The sequence below is a fragment of the Brevibacillus borstelensis genome (genome assembly GCF_036700025.1).
GTDB classification, from domain to species: Bacteria; Bacillota; Bacilli; order Brevibacillales; family Brevibacillaceae; genus Brevibacillus; species Brevibacillus borstelensis.
Map to the genome: position 1 here is coordinate 2,175,106 of NZ_CP144922.1, position 17,547 is coordinate 2,192,652.

Sequence of the window (17,547 nt, forward strand, 5' to 3'; positions counted from 1 at the left end):
AGCTGCGCGCGGTTGTGCCAGCAGCAAACAAAGGCAAATGTTATAGGACGTGACGCAGATGATTGAAGTAGCCGCGGCAATTATAGGAAATGAACAAGGACAGATATTGATTGCAAAGCGCAAAAAGGGAAAGTCTCAGGAAGGAATGTGGGAATTTCCCGGCGGCAAAATCGAGGAGGGCGAAAGCGTTGAGGCTTGCCTGAAAAGGGAATTGCTGGAGGAAATGAAGATCGAAATCGATCCGTACGAGCCCTTTGCCGTGAATGACCATCGATACGGCTCCACACATATTCGTTTGATAGCATACACGGCGCTATACGTTGGCGGTGAAATCGTTCTGACAGATCATGATGAGTTTCGCTGGGTGCATCCCAGTGAACTTCATGAGTATCCGTTTGCGCCGGCAGATCTGAAGTTTGTGCAAATGCTGCAGGAGACCGTATAATCGCTTGAAGGCCAAAATCCCTGGCTTGTTTTTTTTACTAAAGAAAAAACGCCTCCAAAACAGGCGTTTAATTAAGGAAAGCTATGCTACTTGGTCAGCCACTCTTTTACGGACAAGGTAGAAGAACCCGATTTGATCAAGGGATCGGCGTTCCCGATGGCAATGGCTTCTTCCAGCGATTCCGCCTTGATGAGGTATGCTCCGCCTGAAACATCGCTAAAAGGTCCGTATAGCTCCAGGCGGTTGTTTTGCTTTAATTGTTCCAAATGTTCGTAATGTCCCGGAATGTCGGCTGAATTGAAGCTTTCGGTTCGATTCGTTATGAGCAAATATCGGTTCATGGTTTCTCCTTGTGAAACAGTTTTTAGCGTTATTGTAACACAAGTTTCTCCAGTTTTTGCTGGAGAGCTTGAGACAATGGTTATATATTCCAATCGCCAAGCATGATGCACCTTGTAAAAAAACCGGTTCGTTAACATGTCATTGAGGTTCAGGAATCTATTGAATGTGGTAGAGTCTATCAGTCTGTTTTATTGGCTTTTCCCACTCGGATGGTATCGAGGATGGCATACTGCTGCCGTGAATCTCGGGATGACGAGACACATCCGGCACCGGTGCGGTCTATGGACAGCTTGCAGGAGCATACGATGGAATGTCAGGAGCCGCCAAGGATGCTCCAAAAAATGGTTAAATAAGGAAATCATATCGATACTTAAGTATGGTGGTTTGAACATTGAAAATACAATACGTTCAAAAAGAAGTGTTCCTCGGCAATCAAAAGTACTTTTGTCTCACAGTTGATACGGTCAATCTGTATTCATGCGAGTTCGACAAGAATATGTACATGATTTTCGGGGATCAGCGGGCATTGCAGGAGCTTGCTTGCATTTTTCTTCTCGCCAGTCAGAATAGAGACAAAATCATTTATTTGCGCCATACGGATAAGTTTCTGCCCGAAGATTTGCATTCGTTTTCTACAAGCGACAGAAATGATGAATTGGTTTTGCTGCACCATTCTTTGCAGGCGAACACCGGACTCTGGAAGGACCTGAGGGAGCGGTTTCGCACCCAAAAAGGGAACAAGAAAAGCTATACCTGCAACCCGAGAAGGTTTGCCGATCTCGGTCATGACGATTATCAAAAGTTTGCCTTCGCAGAAAACAAAGACAAGATATTGGTCAAAAGCAAATATGAAACGCTGTTTTTGATTGGCAGCAAAAGCGTATTTGAAGTGGCTTCCGGCTTGTTTGAGCCGCTTTCCAGAGCTGGTGCAGGAGAATATCGAAGAAATGGCGGACACGCTCATGTGCATCTCGACATTTTTACAGGAAAGCACCAGGGGTTATGCGTCGATTACTACGACAAGGCATTATGGAACAAAAAATAATGGATTCAGGGAAAGGTAGGAAACCGCACAAATGTCAAATCTGTTGAACGAATTAGCCAATGCCGAAAGCAAAACGCTGCGCCCAGAGATTCTCGAACAGCTTAAAGTGATTTCCGGCAAGATTGTCGCCTGTGACCCTCTTATTTCCCGGCATACCCCATTTGAGAGGACTATTCAGCCAGGTGCGTACCCAGTCATTGCCTGGTGGCACGTGGAAGAAAACTGCATCGCAGGAGCTGAACTGAAGCTTTCCGAGTCCCGGCCGGTTCGTTGGGAAATGGCTACAGTGCCTGGGCAGAATGTAGAAGAACTGGAAGAGGGGTATATATTCGGCTACCCGGTTGATACGGGCCTCGGATGTTTTGCTGATTTAAAAGCGATCGAGAAAATGGACGAGCTGGAGGAAAAGCTGCAAAGCGAACGCGGCGAGGATTTTATCAGCTTATACGACGACCTGATCGATGACTTGATGACCGAGCATGACGATGAATGGTGCAATGCGGTTACAGACGAGGATGCGGGACTCAATGTAATTATTTTTCGCTCAGGATACGGAGACGGCTTTTACGCTACTTATTGGGGGATTGACGAAAGCGGAAAAATTGTTTCGCTCGTAACCGATTTCCAGGTCATCTAACAAGCGATTGAAATAGAGAACAAGCTCGCTTGGCTCAAACAAAATGGCTACCAAACATTGTTCCTCCATTAGTAACAGCGACAAACGACATGAGCAGTCGCGTGATGAAAGGAGAGTCTTCGACAGAAAGCAAAGAAAGGAGCAAGTCTATGAATTTTCAACTGAAAGAAGCCATTGAAATTCTTGAGCGAACGCCACAGGCTTTGGAGCATTTCTTGTCCGGTGTATCCAATGGATGGCTGCAATGCAATGAAGGCGAAGGAACCTGGAACGTCTCCGAAGTGATTGAGCATCTGATAGAAGGAGAAAAACACAATTGGATACCGAGACTGGAATTTATGCTTCAGGAAGGAGAGGGGAAACCGTTTCCCCCGTTTGACCGTTATTCGCACTTGAATGAAAAGCTTGAACGATCGATTGAACAAAAGCTGCTGGAATTTACAATGATCCGAATGCAAAATATCGCCAAACTAAAGGAGCTTGTTGAACCGGAAGCGCATCTTGAGGTGACTGGCTCTCACCCTGCATTCGGTACAGTGAAGGTCCGAGAACTGCTGTCTACGTGGGTTGTTCACGATTTGACACATATAGCGCAAATCGTACGGGTAATGGCTGAAAGGTACAGAACGGACGTGGGGCCTTGGAAAGAGTATTTGGGCATATTGAAATAGCGAATTGCCTGTAAACGTGTAAGGACTGGAAAAAGGTCGTTCCATCAGAGAAAATTAACTTTCGATAGCAGACATCCTTTTGAAGCTGGTCTAAGCTAGGCTTGCCCGTTGTAAAGTCTTCTTTTCCGTTGATGGAACGCCGTGTGCGATGAAAGTCGCCCGCACGGTGTAGGCTCGAACGAAGCTCCTCGCAAGAAGAAGGAGATAAGTCGAGAATAGCGAAGAACCAGCGCCCATTTCAAATTTGCATGTCTTTGGCGTAACAAAACGCGCAGACGGTTCCGTAGTTGTCTTTTTAACCTTTGCGGAGCCTGCCGGTGCTGCCTCGGTTGCCTTTCAGTACTCTACAGACCAGGATACATGGGTAGATGCAGAGCCAGACAGACCTGTTACGTCCACAACAAGCTACCTGAACATCCGGCTGCCCGATCGTGCTTCCGGTTTGTATTATTTCCGGATGATCGTCGAAGAGGGCAAGCGTGCTGGAGTATCCAATGTGGCAAGTGGAAATATTTAGCAAAATGAGGGGGGCAGCCATCAACGGCCCTCGGGGTAGCCCGGGGGTTTTTTCGTATTTCTCGAAGAAGATAAAAAAGGAAATTTTATATTTATTGAAACATTTTTTGCCAATTAATCGTAACTATAAGTAGAGATACCCAAAAACTGGAGAAAGCGAGGGAGAGAGAATGAGAGAGCTTCATGCCGATGTTGTGATTATTGGCGGGGGAACAGGCGGATGTGCAGCAGCTCTGGCCGCAGCCAAATCAGGAAAATCAGTCATTATGACGGAGGAAACGGAATGGATTGGCGGCCAATTTACCAGTCAAGCAGTGCCGCCGGATGAGCATCCCTGGATTGAACAGTTTGGCTGTACGCGCAGCTATCGCACATTCCGCAACAGTGTCCGCGATTATTACCGCAATCACTATCCGATGACGGCCGAGGCGAGAGCAATTCCCAATCTGAATCCCGGCAATGGCTCCGTCAGCCGTCTCTGCCACGAGCCGCGGGTCGCTCTGGCTGTTTTTTATCAGATGCTCGCTCCGTATATAAACAGCGGGAGATTGACTGTTCTGACCAACCACAAGCTTCATTCCGTCTGTGTGGACGGCGATGAGGTGCTGTCCATCGTTGTAGAAGATACAAGGCATCATGAGCAGATCGAACTCGCGGCTCCCTATTTCCTGGACGCTACCGAATGCGGCGACGTGCTTCCTCTGGCAGGCGTGGAATATGTGCTCGGAGCAGAATCGGTGGAGGAGACAGGCGAGCCAAACGCCGTCGTCGGTCCGCCGCAGCCAAACGATATTCAGGCATTTACGTACTGCTTCGCCATGGATTATCTGGAGGGTGAAGACCATACGATTGAAAGGCCGGAAACCTACGGCTTCTGGAGAAGCTACAAACCGGATTTCTGGCCGGACAAGCTGCTTAGCTGGACAGGCTCCAATCCGCGAGACACCACGCAAGCTGTACGATATGAGCTGTTTCCGGGAACCGAGTATTTTCCGTTATTCACGTATCGCCGGGTAGCAGACCCCAAAAATTTCCGGGACGGCTTGTACAAAAGCGGGGTTTCCCTCGTCAACTGGCCGCAAAATGACTACTGGCTGGGCTCTATCATTGATGTACCGGAAGAAGAGCGGCAGCGCCACCTTTACATGGCTAAGCAACTGAGCATGTCGCTTCTGTACTGGATGCAGACGGAGGCTCCTCGCCCGGATGGAGGACAAGGATACCCCGGGCTGCGTCTCCGCAAGGATGTCGTCGGAACAGAGGACGGGCTTGCCATGTACCCGTATATTCGCGAATCCCGGCGGATCAAGGCTGAATTCACTGTACTTGAGCAGCATGTCAGCGCGGCATGCCGTCAAACGGGGAAGGCGGAACCATTCCATGATTCCGTCGGTGTGGGGAGCTATCGCATCGATTTGCATCCGAGTACCGCAAACCGCAATTACGTCGATGTCTCCACCTATCCATTCCAAATTCCGCTGGGCAGCCTCATCCCGGTGCGCGTGAACAACCTTTTGCCTGCAGCGAAGAACCTCGGCGTCACCCACATCACCAATGGCTGCTTCCGGCTTCATCCGGTGGAGTGGAACGTCGGCGAGGCTGCCGGATATTTGGCGGCATACTGCCTCGAATACGGCCTGACCCCTCGGGCTGTCCGCAATACGCCTGCGGAGCTGCAAAAGTTCCAGGCATTCTTGTATTCGGAAGGTGTGGAGTACTTCTGGCCGACGATGTACGCGGTGTAGACGAGGATCAGCGAGTGGTTCAGCGGTAAACGAACTGGCAACGCAAATAATCCCGATCAAGTCTTCCGAGTCCGGTATTGCGCCGGACTCGTTTTTTCATTAATAGGGAACCGGAAGGATAAAAGATAGAAGTATGAGAAACAGCCAGATGGCCTCTAGTGCCTCGGATTTTGAAACGGCTTGAAACGGTGGAACTCATTGGTCTTTTTCTGCAATGGGGGATAGAGGGAAGTGCAGTCGGATTAGAGTAGGTGCTTCAGTATTTTAATAGGAGAGGGGGAGCCGTACAAATAGCCTTACCTGTCCTTGCCATCCGTGAACATTCTTACGAGCTGCACAGATGCAATTAACGATAAAATCCAGGCAATGGCCGCCAGTCCGCTGTCCAACGAATGGCCTGTTGTAGCACTTGCCAGCGAATAGATCGCAACGGTCCCAAAAAGAACCATCAGCATTTTTAAAATTTGCATGAATCCTCCTATTTTTGCGGGAATCAGGTACGAATCATCCTGTTTGGATTAGATAGGGAAGCGACCCCGTTTAGCAGACCGCGATGTATTTACTTGCGTTAACTCACTGTTTTTTTATTATTTTACAAAAAAGGAAATAAGGATACAAACTGGACCTAAGAAAAAAGCTGACACTTTCGAGAGTGTCAGCTTCCGTCTGGCGGTGACATGGGCAGTCTGGCCGTCCCCAAAGCCTAGCGAACTCGTATAGCTTATTTGCCGTCAATGATGGGAACAAGCCCATCCATCTTGATTTCCTGAAAGTCGATTCTCTCCGTGTCGACCTGGTAAGCATCCTTTTTCGGAACAGAATATGTGCGAATGAAGGAGCCGTTTTGAAAAAGTTCATTGTCGTAATTCAAGCCGTCTACTTTCAATACGGTTTCTTCCGACAATGCCTCTCCTGGCAGCAGCACATGCAGCTTTTGATCTTTGTAGTAAGCCTGGAGGATTCGGCCGGTCTTGTTTCCAAACGGCGCTTCCAGCGGGAATTGCCCGCTTCGCTCCAGCGTAAAATGGCCTGTTTTCATTGTTGAAACGGTTGCACCATCAAACTTCAGAGACAGCTTTTGCGGAACATCGCCATAGTACAGGGAAGGAATCATATCCAGATAGAAGGAGTCAGCCATATGTCTATACCCCTGAATGGGGTTGCCGTCAGTTGCCGGCTTGTACTCCCTTCCCTGGTCATCCACCAGACGGGGATTGATCAAGCTTTGGAGTTCAAAGCCTTCCTTCGTTTTTGCCTGCAGATGTACCCGCGTAAGGGTCGGCGTCATTTCTATTTCTTCCATGGCGAGTTCGCGAAGCAGGTCCTGTTTCCCGAGCTGGGGCTGGTTGTTCGTAGCTGTCGGCTGAATGCTTTTCTTTGCCGAGACGACTTCCTCCGGCAAGGGCAGGGGGACTTCCACGAGCACCTCTTCGCCATTGTGGGATTGTTTCACGAGCTGGATGGGCAGAACCGGGTTTGGCTGTTTCAAAAGCGCATCCATGTCGTCGTCATCCATCATGTATCTCGACTTGAAAATAAGATAGTGGGTACCGTCGATTTGCTTCCATTCGTAGGACGTGCCACCTGTTTTCCCGATTTTTCCAATAGCGGTAGTCAGTTTTGCAAAAACGAAATCCGCTTTTTTCTCTTCATCATTTTCGCTTGCGACGTCGTCGATGATTTTCCCCGAGATCAGCATCGTGAAAATGACCCTGCGGTGGTCGATCATCGCTTCCTTGACCTCAACGGTATAACCGTTTTGCTCTTTTTTCACCGAATGCAAAATGGGGTAGCCGTTTCTAAGGGCATTGGCAAAACCTTCGTCAGGGGCCAGCCATTCGAATTTCGCCGTTGACTGGACCGCGTTGTTTTTTACGAATAGGCCTCCAAGGCCCAGTGGATTCCACACGGCTACTACCAGCGCACAGGAAACGGCGGCTCCGGTCATCCAAGCAGCTGTTTTCCACCGGAACTGCCGGTTTCGCTTTTCCACTTTATCCATCACTTTGGCTTCCAGCTCGGACAGGCGGAACGGATATTTTTGACGAAGCTCCTGCTTGGCTGATTCGGCAAATTCTCTCCATACACGATCTTCCTTCATCTTCCGGCCTCCTCGGACATGATCTTTCTCAACTGCTTTCGCGCCCGGCTCAATCTGGTCCGGACAACCTCCTGCGACACGCCCAGGATGTGGGCAAGCTCCTTGATCGTCAAATCCTCGTAGTAGTGCAAGATGACGACCTGCCGATACTTGGGGGCAAGAGACATGACCACTTGAAAAATGTCTTCCCGATGCAGCCTGTTTTCCACTTCCTCCTCGACGCTGTCTTTGGCGTCCTGATCCAGCATGCTGCCCAGACGCTCATCCACCACCGTCCAAATATGGCGGAATGACCAGGAGCGAAAGTGCTTTTTCGCTTCATTCATGGCAATCTTGAACAGCCAGTGCTTGATGTCACCTTCGCCGCGAAAGGAATCCAGTGCGCGATACGCTTTGATAAATACTTCCTGTGTGATGTCCTCCGCAACCGCGTGGTTTTTGACCGTCAGGCAGAGCAGATGGTACACCTTTTCCCCGTATTGCTGCATCAGCCATCTGAGGGTCGCTTCCCGGCTTCTCGTGAGCGTGATCGGCAGGGCTTCCAAGTCGTTCAATTGTTTCACCTCATTTATTGTTCCTACCAAGATTGATCCGGCTGAAGCAGAAAGTGTGACAAGAAACTTCATTTTTATCAGGGAACGAAGCCGGGATCGTTTGTCTCCATTTTTTTATTGATTTCCGTTCAACATTTCCGTTTCATTTTACAGACAAAAAATGTCGCACGGTGAAGGAAAATGTAGATGAATCTAGAAAATCTAATGATTAGGATAGATTTTCCAATGCCGAATACTCGAACAGAGGGGAACGAGATTGTTGCATGCACGATTAAAAGTCGCTTTGATCGCCAGTTGTTTTTTGTTTTTGCTGCTGCCGCCATCTTGGGTGCGGGCGGCTACCCATATCGAGGTAGCTGTTGATCAGCTGAATATTCGCAGTTCTCCGGGTACAACCTCCCAAATCGTCGGAACCATCACCAAAGCTACACGGCTGCCGATCATCAAGCAGCAGAAAGACTGGACACAGGTGAAGCTCACGGATGGGAAGACAGGCTGGGTCATCAATAAATACGTCAAAATGATTGAAATTCAGCAACCGAAATATGTTAAGAGCAATGTAGACATGCTGAATGTTCGGGCCGAACCGAATGCGACGGCACAAATTTTGCAAATCATCGACAAAACCGGCGTCTATTTGCAAACCAAAAAGCAGGGAGATTGGGCACAGATCAAGCTGTCTGACAAAGTGAGCGGCTGGGTCAATGCACGTTTTCTAACGGAAACGTCTGCTCCTGCCCCCAAACCGGCACCTGCTCCTGCGCAGCCGCCTGCGACCACGCAACCACCGGCTTTATCGCAGAATCCTGCGACCACGCAACCGCCAGTTTTTTCGCAGAATCCAGCAGCACCGCCAGTGCCAACGCCAATCCCGGCGACGACGCAGCCGCCATTGACGACACAGACTCCTGGTCCGTGGGAAGCACCTGTACCGTCAACAACACCTGCTGTCCCGGCTGCTCCGCCATCCTCATTTACGCCAAGCAATGGACAAGCCTCCGGCACGATTATGCTGTCGGAAGGCTATGTAATATTTAGCGCGCCGGATTTTCTAAGTCCCGTGATCGGCCAGCTAAATGCTGGCACGGCCATCAACCATTACGGATATGCGGATGGCTGGTACAAGATCAGCTTCAACGGCGTCTATGCCTATATTTTCAATCCTGTTGCAGGAGGGCAGCCTGGACAGGGACAGCCGGTCAGCACTCCAGGGGCCGGGGTAAGCACTCCGAATCCGGCGGGACAAGCTCAGGCATCGATTCGCGTAAAAAATCCCGACACGAATTTACGGTCTGGCCCCGGAACCGAGTACGCCGTCATTGGAACCGTTCAGCCCGGTGAAGTATACCCAATCGTGCAGACAGCAGGAGACTGGTATGTGATCCGTCGCGGCGACAATACGACCGCCTATATCGCAGGTTGGGTCGTTGATCGCATTCAGCCGGGAGGCCAGCCGGCGAATGGAACGAACGGCCTTGGCGTCGGATACAACCACGGCATGGTCGGAAATGAGACCGTCTACATCTACCACACACATAACCGCGAGTCGTGGCGAAATGTGGCCAGAAATACACAGGGCAGCTCAGTGGATGACCCCGAGATCAATATTACACTGGTCGGAAAAAGGCTCGGTGAGCTGCTGCAAACAAGAGGCATCCCCACGATGGTGAACCGGGACGACTTTGCGCAAAAGCTCGCGGAGCAAAAGAAAAGCTATTCGCTTTCCTATTCGGAATCGTACAAAGCTGTAAGCGCAGCTGCTGCGACAAGTCCGTACCTGAAATACATTTTCGATATTCACCGCGACAGCGACGAGCCTCGCAGCAAGGTTGCCATTACGTTGAATGGCAAGACGTATTCGCGCATCTTGTTTGTGATCGGGACGGCCAATCCGAACTATTTGGAAAACAAGAAGCTGGCGGAACATCTGCATGCCCGTCTGGAAGCCTCGTATCCCGGCTTGTCGCGGGGAGTTATTCTGAAAGGTTCAAACCAGGGGAATGGCGAGTACAATCAGTCCATTTCCGGGGGAAGCCTGCTTTTGGAATTTGGCGGAACGAACAACACATTGGAGGAGTGCTACAATACGGCAGAAGCGTTTGCCGATGTGTTTTTCAATTACATGCTGGAATCCCAAATCGCTTACCACTAAAAGCACGATTCTTTTCGCAGCATCTGCGGAGAGAATCGTGCTTCTTTTTGCAAGCTGTGAAAATCGTTTGGTCATAAAGGTCAGGGTGTTTACAATCTGCCTGCAGCCAAGCGGCTCTGAGGGTTGCTTGTCGGTCCAGGTGGGTACGGCTATCAGGAGGGTTAAACAACGGCAAAGGCTTCAGTCCAACTGACCGTACTCCTTTACGCGACGCAAAGTGTCTTTCGGGACGAAGAACTCGGCCTTTCCGATGATTATTGTGGAAGCCCTCGGGCCAGAATGGGAAGCCCAGACACCGACAGAGGGAACTCCCAACGGGGAAGGCGCTGCTAGGCCACGAAAGCCTTGGATATTTTTGCAGACAGGGGGGAACAATTTTAGGCAAAACGAGCTGGTGTAAAATGGAATTCAGCCGGAAATGGAGCACCTGCCATGATTTCATTTTTTTTGACTCTGACACGCATGCTGAAAGGCTTGCTGCATGCTTTCAAAGAAAAAGATTTTCAGGTTATTTTTACGCTGGTCGTCCTTTTGCTGCTGTCTGGCACTATTTTTTATCATAATGCGGAAGGGCTTTCCATTCTCGATGCTTTGTATTTTTGTGTGACAACCCTGACGACAGTGGGGCATGCCGGCTTTATTCCGCAAACGAACGAGGGAAAAATATTTACCATGATCTACATTTTTGCGGGAGCGGGACTCACCTTCAGTGTTGTCGGCCGGATCGCCATCGGAATCTACCTCTCCCAGCGAGACAGGAGCAAATAATCTGGAGCAGACGGACCTCATGGCTTTTACGATGAGGTTTTTTCTGTTTCATCTACAGGGGTTGAACGGAAAATCAATGCTCGTCCAAGAGAATTTCCCACCCCCTATTGAAAAGGGAAAAGTAATTCTTGTACACTGTATGTATCAAATTGCAACATGGAGCATGGTGATATGTTGCGCAAAAGAGGGGTTTTTCTTGACTCGTATCCTGGTAATTGCCCCGTATCCGGGGATGCGCGATGTTTTTCTCGAAGTAAAAGAGGACATGCCAAGCGGCGCTCAACTGGATGTGGAAGTAGGCGACCTGTACAAAGGCTTGGCCTTGGCGAAGAGCCTTGAAGAGAACGGATATGACGTGATCATCAGCAGGGGGGCGACCGCTCGCCTGCTCCGAAAGCACTGCAATCTGCCGGTGGTGGAAGTGAAAATATCCGGCTACGATATTCTGCGGACCTTGACGCTGGTCAAGGGCTACACTGGCAAAGTCGGCTTGATGAGCTACCTGAACACGATCCAGGGCGCCGATGCGATCGGAACGCTGCTGGATATGAACCTGACCTTTTTTCCCATTGATCAGGAGGAAGAAATCGAAAACGGCTTGAAGCTGGCTCTGGCCCAAGGCGTCCAGGTGATTATCGGCGACGTGATTTCCACCTCGATGGCAACGAGGATGGGCTTGCAGGCGATCTTGATTACCTCGGGAAAGGAATCGGTGACAGAGTCGATTTCCGAAGCAGTGCATATGGCGTATTACACCCGGCGCGAAAAAGCGGCGCGGCAGCGGATGGAGGCCGTGATTCAGCGCTTTCCGGAAGGCATCGTTGCCGCTGACAGGGAGGGACGCGTCTTCGTCTTTAACCAGCAGGCAGAGGAATTGTTCGGGATCAGATCTGAGCATGCGCTGGACAAACAGATCGAAGAGCTTCATCCGCTGTTGAATTTGGACAGCGTGTTGAAAACAGGAGAGCGGTCTGCAGAGGAAGTAGTCTCGTTAAACGGTGAAAAAGCGCTGCTCACCAAACAAGCGCTGCTGCTAGATGAGCAAGAGGACGGCGGGTTTGCGGTCATTTCATCCGCACGCCGGATACAGAAAGCGGAGTCGCAGATTCGCCAGTCCATCACGGGCTTTGAGCACCGGGCCAGCATGCATTTCAACCAGCTTGTGGCAGGTTCGGACAAAATGAAAGAGACGCTGAAAATAGCGATACAAGCAAGCCAAACCGAATTGCCCGTGGTGATTTACGGGGAACCGGGGACAGGCAAGCAAAGTCTCGCCCAGGCGATCCACAATGCGGGACGTCGAAAGGACTTTCCGTTTGTCTTCTTCAACTGCGAGGCCTATACGGAGGAGCAGCTACCTCTGGAGCTGTTCGGGAGCGAAGGAGCGCTGATCAAGCGCGGGGCGTTTGAAATGGCCCATGGCGGCACCCTGTTCATCGACGCTATCGGCAAGCTGCCGCTATCTGTGCAGGCGATGCTGTTCAATGTCCTGCAGGAAAACAAGGTGAGCCGAATCAACGGTACAACACCGATACCCCTCGATGTTCGGGTTATTTGCGCCAACGGCCGAAACTTGAAGAATTGTATCGAGGATGGCAGCTTCCGCGAAGATGTATTTCACCTGATCAACGGGTTTTCCCTCGTGATTCCGCCGTTGCGCGAGCGAAAAGAAGACATCGACGACCTGGTTCGCTGGTTCATCGCTTCTTTCAATGCCCGATCCGGGAAACAGATCGTCGGGGTGCGCCCGGAATTGCTTCATTTGTTAAAGAGGGCCGACTGGTACGGCAATATTCAGGAATTGAAATCAGCCGTTGAGAAAATGTGCCATGCTGCAACAGGTCCTTTCATCGAGCGGATGGAAGCGGAGCATATCGTAACCGAGCTAGACAAAACGGCAGACGCCCAATCGCTGGGAAGCGGGATTGACATCAGCGGAAAAACACTGGAGGAAATCGAGCGGGAAGTGATCTGGCGCGTGCTGCAGGAAGAGGGGCAGAACCAGTCGGAAGCAGCAAAACGACTGGGGATCAATCGGTCGACACTGTGGAGAAAATTAAAGCAAGCGACAAGCGAATAGACGGAAATCTTCAAAAAGCAACGAGCAGATAGCTTGTTGCTTTTTGTTATGGGAATCATCAGTTTTCTTAAAATGTTGCAAAATGAATCGAAGAATCGAAAAAATTAGTATTGAATTTTGCAACTAATTCGTGTATTTTAATTATGCAACACATGAAGTTGTGCGAGGTGCTGAAGAGGTGATCGGCTCGAACGGGTGCCATGCAGCAAAGAGGTGATTGTTTGATTGGCTAGGATAGTCGTTATCGCGGACGATTTGACCGGAGCAAACGATACGGGTGTGCAGTTTGCAAAGAAAGGCTTTCGGACTGTATCGCTGTTTGATCCGTCAAAGCGTCAAAGCGGACAAGCAGCTGACGTCTGGATTATCAACGCGGAGACCAGGTCGCTTGATCCGGCGGAGGCATATGCAAAAAACAAGGAAATGGCGGCACATTTGCATCTCCATACCATTCCCTGCGTCTACAAGAAGATCGATTCAACCCTGCGCGGGAATGTGGGGATTGAAATCAACGCACTCATGGATGACGGGCCGTTCGATCTGGCGGCGATTATTCCGGCGTATCCGGCCAACAACCGGACGACGATCGGCGGTTATCACTTGGTCAACCAGGTTTTGCTCGAAGACACCGAGTTCGCCCGCGACCCAAAATCGCCTGTGAATGAATCGCATCTGCCGACTCTTTTGGGCAAACAAACGAGCCGGGCGGTGGGACATATCGATGTAAGAACGGTTCGCGGCGATCGCGACAGGCTGGTTGCTGCAATCAACAGTCAACATGCAGCGGGCTTGCGGCTGATCGTTTTTGACGCCTTTGACCAGTCGGATATGCAAAAGGCGACAGAAGCACTGGTTGCTTCCGGTAAGCGCGTGCTGTGGGTGGGCTCTGCGGGGCTTGCCGATGCATTATCCAATGAGCTTGCCCCCCGAGGAAATTTGAAACCGCTTCAATTTACAGACAAAGGGGAAAGCGTTGCGATTGATGCTCCTGTTTTCGTGATTGCCGGAAGTGTAAGCGCTATTACGGCGGAGCAGATTGAGGTACTGAGGGGCTTGCCGAAGTTCCGCATCGTGACGGCCGATCCGCTGGCTCTATTAAACGAAGAGACTGCTTATCAGGAAAGGATGCGGGTAGAAGCAGAGATCGTATCAAGCATTGACGATCAGCTTGTGCCCGTACTGAGTACAGATTCTTCCGAAAGCATGCGAAGGGCAGTTGCAGAGTGGATGGAACGCACGGGAGAAAGCGGTTTTGCAGTCGGCAACGCGATCGCGGATTTCCTGGGAGAAGTGGGGAAAAGCGTGTTTGCCAGGCGCATGCTGAGCGGATTTGTTCTCACCGGCGGCGATATTGCCTACCGTACCTGCCTGCACCTGGGTGTAGAAGCACTGCAAATCGTAAGTGAAGTGGAAGAAGGCATTCCGCTTTCCGTCATCATCGGCGGTTTGGCGGACAAGCTGCCTGTCGTGACCAAGGCAGGAGCATTTGGCAATCGTTTTTCCTTGGTGCATGCCGTGGAAAAAATATACAAAACGACTTTGATAGAGGGGGAATAGAAGAATGAAAAAAATGTTTAGCACGCTGGTCGTCTCGACTATGGTTCTTTTGACCGCATGTGGCGGCGGAGGCAGCGAGGCAAAACCTGCTGACAGCGGAAATGCCGGCGGACAGCAAGCAGCCGCTTCGGGTGAAGCAGTCACTTTGAAGGTAGGTCACACGCTGGCCGACACATCCCACTACCAGGTGGGTCTGGAGAAGTTCAAAGAACTGGTAGAGAGCAAAACCAATGGCTCCGTCAAGATTGAAACCTTCCCGAACGGTGCGCTTGGCGGAGAGCGCGACATGATCGAGGGTCTGAATGTCGGCTCCATTGACATGGTCCTTTCTTCGACTGGTCCGATGAGCGGTTTTGTACAGGAAGTAACGGTTGTGGACCTGCCGTTCCTGTTCCGCGACGCTGATCATGCACACAAAGTGCTGGATGGTGAAGTGGGAACCGATTTGCTGGCGAAGGTTGAAAGCAGCATGGGTGTGAAAGCGCTTGCTTGGTGGGAAAACGGGTTTCGCCACGTCACCAACAACGCCCATCCGGTCACGAAGCCAGAGGATTTGAAGGGCTTCAAGATCCGTACGATGGAAAACGACATCCACATGGATTCCTTCAAGGCGATGGGCGCACAGCCGACGCCGATGGCTTTCACCGAGCTGTTTACGGCTCTGCAGCAAGGAACGATTGATGCGGAAGAGAACCCGATTCCGGTTATCATGACCTCCCGTTTCTACGAAGTGCAAAAGCACCTGTCCCTGACTCGCCACTTCTACTCTCCTTCGATCCTGATGATGTCGCAGGCCAAATTCGATGCGCTTTCGCCAGAACAGCAAAAGGCGATTGAAGAAGCGGCGCTGGAAGCAGGGAAATTCGAGCGTGAAACCGTGGCCGAGATGGAGAAGCAGTACTTGAGCGAGCTGAAGTCCAAAGGCATGGAAATCGTGGAAAATCCGGACCTGCAGCCGTTTGTTGACGCGGTGAAACCCGTTTACGAAAAATACGAACCGCAATTCGGCAAAGAGCTGATCGAGAAAATTCGCAATACTCAGTAAGGTCTGGAGATTGATGGAGGCGGATAGGGGGACCTATCCGCCGATTCATAAGGTGGGGTGAAGTCTTTTGCAGGCGATAGTAAAAGCGATTGACGGTGTAAACAAGGTGTTGCGTTACGCAATTGCATTGCTTCTGGCCGTGATGACGGCATTGATCGTATACCAGGTGGTTGCGCGCTTGCTGAGCGGTTATATCAATATCGATATCCCCCGTTGGACGGAGGAACTCGCTCGCTACGCAATGATTTGGCTTGTGTTGATTGGAACATCTCTGGCTGTTCGCTACAGTGCATTGATTGGAGTGGAGGCAATCGCAGAACGCCTTCCCGCCCACTTGCAAAAGGTGCTTCGTATCATTGTATTGCTCGTTTCCATGGTCTTTTTCGTCGTCTTAATCGTGTATGGTTTTCAAATGCTTGCCCATGTTGGAAAACAGCTTTCCCCAGGTTTGAAAATCCCCATGACCATTCCGTATGCATCGCTGCCGATTGGCGGAGTGTTCATGTTGCTAAATTCGATAGCGGTTCTGATCGAGGTGGTCACCGGAAAAATGAACCGCGAATTTTTCAAAGGAGCTGAATAACGATGGCAGCTGTCATGATGATTTCGCTATTGGTGCTGCTCCTTTTGAGCGTGCCGGTCGCTCTGTCTATCGGCCTTGCTTCCACGGTCGCTTTTATGAACGACGGATCGATGCCGCTCATCGTTTTGATCCAGCGGATGTTTGCCGCACTCGATTCGTTTCCGCTGATGGCGATTCCCTTCTTCATCCTCGCCGGTTCGCTGATGGAGTCGGGGGGTATTTCCCGCAGGCTCGTCAACTTTGCCAATTCGCTGGCAGGGGGAATGACGGGAGGCCTCGCAGTGGTAACGGTCGTGACGGCCATGTTTTTCTCCGCGATCTCCGGTTCCAGCGCGGCGACTACTGCTGCGATCGGCTCGATCCTGATTCCGGCGATGGTGAAGAAGGGATACGACATCCGCTTTGCCGGAGCGACACAGGCTGTATCCGGAGAGCTGGGGGTCATTATTCCCCCGTCCATTCCGATGATCTTGTTCGGTATTTCCGCTGGAGTGTCCATCGGCGATCTGTTTATCGCGGGATTCCTTCCTGGGATCATGATCGGCGGCTCGCTCATTCTCGTATGCTGGTACATTTCCAAGCGGCGCGGCTACAAAGGCGAGACGGGCATTACCTGGTCGCATCGCTGGCAAGCGTTCAAAGAAGCGCTGCTTGCCCTGTTGATGCCGGTCATTATCCTGGGCGGAATTTACGGGGGGTTCTTTACACCGACAGAAGCGGCAGTGATCGCCGTCCTGTATGCATTGATCGTCGGCGTGTTTGTGTACCGTGAAGTCAAATGGAAGCAATTGGTGGAGATTTTCTCCAAGTCGGCAATTACGACGTCGATCATCATGATTATCATTTCCGCGGCAGGAATGTTCGGTTGGATTTTGACGCGCGAACAGGTGCCGCAAAAAATTGCCGCCGCGTTTACCGCTTTTTCCGACAATCCGATTATCTTCCTGGCCTTGATCAATTTGCTGCTGATCTTTGTCGGCATGTTCTTTGAAACGTCTGCTTCAATCATCATTCTGGCGCCGCTGTTGACGCCAATCGCCGTTCAGCTTGGCATTGATCCGGTTCACTTCGGCATGATCATGATCGTCAATCTGGCGATGGGGATGGTAACGCCGCCGGTAGGAGTGAACTTGTTTGTCGCCTGCCAGATCGCCGGGATCAAGCTGGAGGAGCTGACGAAAGCGCTCATTCCGTTCTTTATCATGCTGATCGTCGACATTCTGATCATCACCTATGTACCGGCGATCTCCACTTGGTTGCCGAGCTTGTTGAAATAACGACGTAAGTTCAAAGCGGGAGGCGCATA

General features: G+C 50.8%; 16 protein-coding genes. 12 read left to right on the forward strand and 4 right to left on the reverse strand.

Annotated features, from left to right (window positions below; translation table 11 throughout):
- Positions 1-58: 58 nt before the first annotated feature.
- Positions 59-445, forward strand: coding sequence for an 8-oxo-dGTP diphosphatase MutT (gene mutT / locus V5G20_RS10070; RefSeq protein ID WP_172920915.1), 387 nt, complete (start codon positions 59-61; stop codon positions 443-445).
- 86 nt (positions 446-531) lie between these two features.
- Here the strand turns inward: mutT and V5G20_RS10075 are convergent, their stop codons facing one another.
- Positions 532-786: a YciI family protein gene (locus V5G20_RS10075; protein WP_003386460.1), complete on the reverse strand. Its 255-nt coding sequence runs from the start codon at positions 784-786 to the stop codon at positions 532-534.
- Between the two features lie 392 nt (positions 787-1,178).
- Between V5G20_RS10075 and V5G20_RS10080 the strand changes: the two genes are divergently transcribed.
- From V5G20_RS10080 to V5G20_RS10095, 4 genes are all read left to right on the forward strand, one after another.
- On the forward strand, positions 1,179-1,832 hold the full coding sequence (locus tag V5G20_RS10080; protein ID WP_003386459.1) for a hypothetical protein: 654 nt from the start codon (positions 1,179-1,181) through the stop codon (positions 1,830-1,832).
- A 31-nt stretch (positions 1,833-1,863) separates the two neighbouring features.
- Positions 1,864-2,469, forward strand: coding sequence for a DUF4241 domain-containing protein (locus V5G20_RS10085; RefSeq protein WP_122959091.1), 606 nt, complete (start codon positions 1,864-1,866; stop codon positions 2,467-2,469).
- Positions 2,470-2,618: 149 nt separating this feature from the next.
- Positions 2,619-3,140 carry a DinB family protein gene (locus V5G20_RS10090; protein WP_031932748.1) on the forward strand — a complete coding sequence of 174 codons (522 nt, stop codon included), beginning with the start codon at positions 2,619-2,621 and terminating at the stop codon, positions 3,138-3,140.
- A 686-nt stretch (positions 3,141-3,826) separates the two neighbouring features.
- Entirely contained in the window at positions 3,827-5,401 is a 1,575-nt protein-coding gene (locus V5G20_RS10095) for an FAD-dependent oxidoreductase (RefSeq protein WP_031932749.1), read from the forward strand.
- Positions 5,402-5,697: 296 nt separating this feature from the next.
- Here V5G20_RS10095 and V5G20_RS10100 read toward each other — a convergent pair whose 3' ends face one another.
- The 3 genes from V5G20_RS10100 to V5G20_RS10110 all read right to left on the reverse strand — a co-directional run bounded on the left by V5G20_RS10100 (position 5,698) and on the right by V5G20_RS10110 (position 8,065).
- Complete coding sequence (locus V5G20_RS10100) at positions 5,698-5,871, reverse strand: hypothetical protein (protein ID WP_157211771.1); 174 nt, start codon at positions 5,869-5,871, stop codon at positions 5,698-5,700.
- Positions 5,872-6,122: 251 nt separating this feature from the next.
- Complete coding sequence (locus tag V5G20_RS10105) at positions 6,123-7,502, reverse strand: DUF4179 domain-containing protein (RefSeq protein WP_031932750.1); 1,380 nt, start codon at positions 7,500-7,502, stop codon at positions 6,123-6,125.
- The gene (locus tag V5G20_RS10110) at positions 7,499-8,065 is read right to left on the reverse strand and encodes a sigma-70 family RNA polymerase sigma factor (protein ID WP_003386452.1); all 567 of its coding nucleotides are present in this window, start codon (positions 8,063-8,065) and stop codon (positions 7,499-7,501) included. Before V5G20_RS10110 ends, V5G20_RS10105 begins: the two co-directional genes overlap by 4 nt.
- Before the next feature lie 250 nt (positions 8,066-8,315).
- On the opposite strand from V5G20_RS10110, the gene spoIIP reads away from it, so the two are divergent.
- The 7 genes from spoIIP (at position 8,316) to V5G20_RS10145 (ending at position 17,518) form a co-directional block, all read left to right on the forward strand.
- Entirely contained in the window at positions 8,316-10,208 is a 1,893-nt protein-coding gene (gene spoIIP, locus V5G20_RS10115) for a stage II sporulation protein P (protein WP_003386451.1), read from the forward strand.
- Positions 10,209-10,640: 432 nt separating this feature from the next.
- Positions 10,641-10,976, forward strand: coding sequence for a potassium channel family protein (locus V5G20_RS10120; protein WP_003386449.1), 336 nt, complete (start codon positions 10,641-10,643; stop codon positions 10,974-10,976).
- 196 nt (positions 10,977-11,172) lie between these two features.
- Positions 11,173-13,056, forward strand: coding sequence for a PrpR N-terminal domain-containing protein (locus V5G20_RS10125; protein ID WP_338463383.1), 1,884 nt, complete (start codon positions 11,173-11,175; stop codon positions 13,054-13,056).
- Between the two features lie 225 nt (positions 13,057-13,281).
- Positions 13,282-14,613 (forward strand): four-carbon acid sugar kinase family protein, encoded by a 1,332-nt coding sequence (locus V5G20_RS10130; protein WP_003386447.1) that lies wholly within the window; start codon positions 13,282-13,284, stop codon positions 14,611-14,613.
- Between the two features lie 4 nt (positions 14,614-14,617).
- Positions 14,618-15,658, forward strand: a complete 1,041-nt coding sequence (locus tag V5G20_RS10135) for a TRAP transporter substrate-binding protein (protein WP_003386446.1) — start codon at positions 14,618-14,620, stop codon at positions 15,656-15,658.
- A gap of 67 nt (positions 15,659-15,725) precedes the next feature.
- Positions 15,726-16,241, forward strand: a complete 516-nt coding sequence (locus V5G20_RS10140) for a TRAP transporter small permease (RefSeq protein ID WP_003386445.1) — start codon at positions 15,726-15,728, stop codon at positions 16,239-16,241.
- Positions 16,242-16,243: 2 nt separating this feature from the next.
- Positions 16,244-17,518: a TRAP transporter large permease gene (locus V5G20_RS10145; protein ID WP_003386444.1), complete on the forward strand. Its 1,275-nt coding sequence runs from the start codon at positions 16,244-16,246 to the stop codon at positions 17,516-17,518.
- Positions 17,519-17,547 lie beyond the last annotated feature (29 nt).

Bases quoted from the DNA above. Each gene is read 5' to 3' on its own strand.
- mutT (WP_172920915.1), top strand. From the start codon at position 59: ATGATTGAAGTAGCCGCGGCAATTATAGGAAATGAACAAGGACAGATA.
- V5G20_RS10085 (WP_122959091.1), top strand. From the start codon at position 1,864: ATGTCAAATCTGTTGAACGAATTAGCCAATGCCGAAAGCAAAACGCTG.
- V5G20_RS10075 (WP_003386460.1), bottom strand. From the start codon at position 786: ATGAACCGATATTTGCTCATAACGAATCGAACCGAAAGCTTCAATTCA.
- V5G20_RS10095 (WP_031932749.1), top strand. From the start codon at position 3,827: ATGAGAGAGCTTCATGCCGATGTTGTGATTATTGGCGGGGGAACAGGC.
- V5G20_RS10135 (WP_003386446.1), top strand. From the start codon at position 14,618: ATGAAAAAAATGTTTAGCACGCTGGTCGTCTCGACTATGGTTCTTTTG.
- V5G20_RS10145 (WP_003386444.1), top strand. From the start codon at position 16,244: ATGGCAGCTGTCATGATGATTTCGCTATTGGTGCTGCTCCTTTTGAGC.
- V5G20_RS10105 (WP_031932750.1), bottom strand. From the start codon at position 7,502: ATGAAGGAAGATCGTGTATGGAGAGAATTTGCCGAATCAGCCAAGCAG.
- V5G20_RS10100 (WP_157211771.1), bottom strand. From the start codon at position 5,871: ATGCAAATTTTAAAAATGCTGATGGTTCTTTTTGGGACCGTTGCGATC.
- V5G20_RS10090 (WP_031932748.1), top strand. From the start codon at position 2,619: ATGAATTTTCAACTGAAAGAAGCCATTGAAATTCTTGAGCGAACGCCA.
- V5G20_RS10120 (WP_003386449.1), top strand. From the start codon at position 10,641: ATGATTTCATTTTTTTTGACTCTGACACGCATGCTGAAAGGCTTGCTG.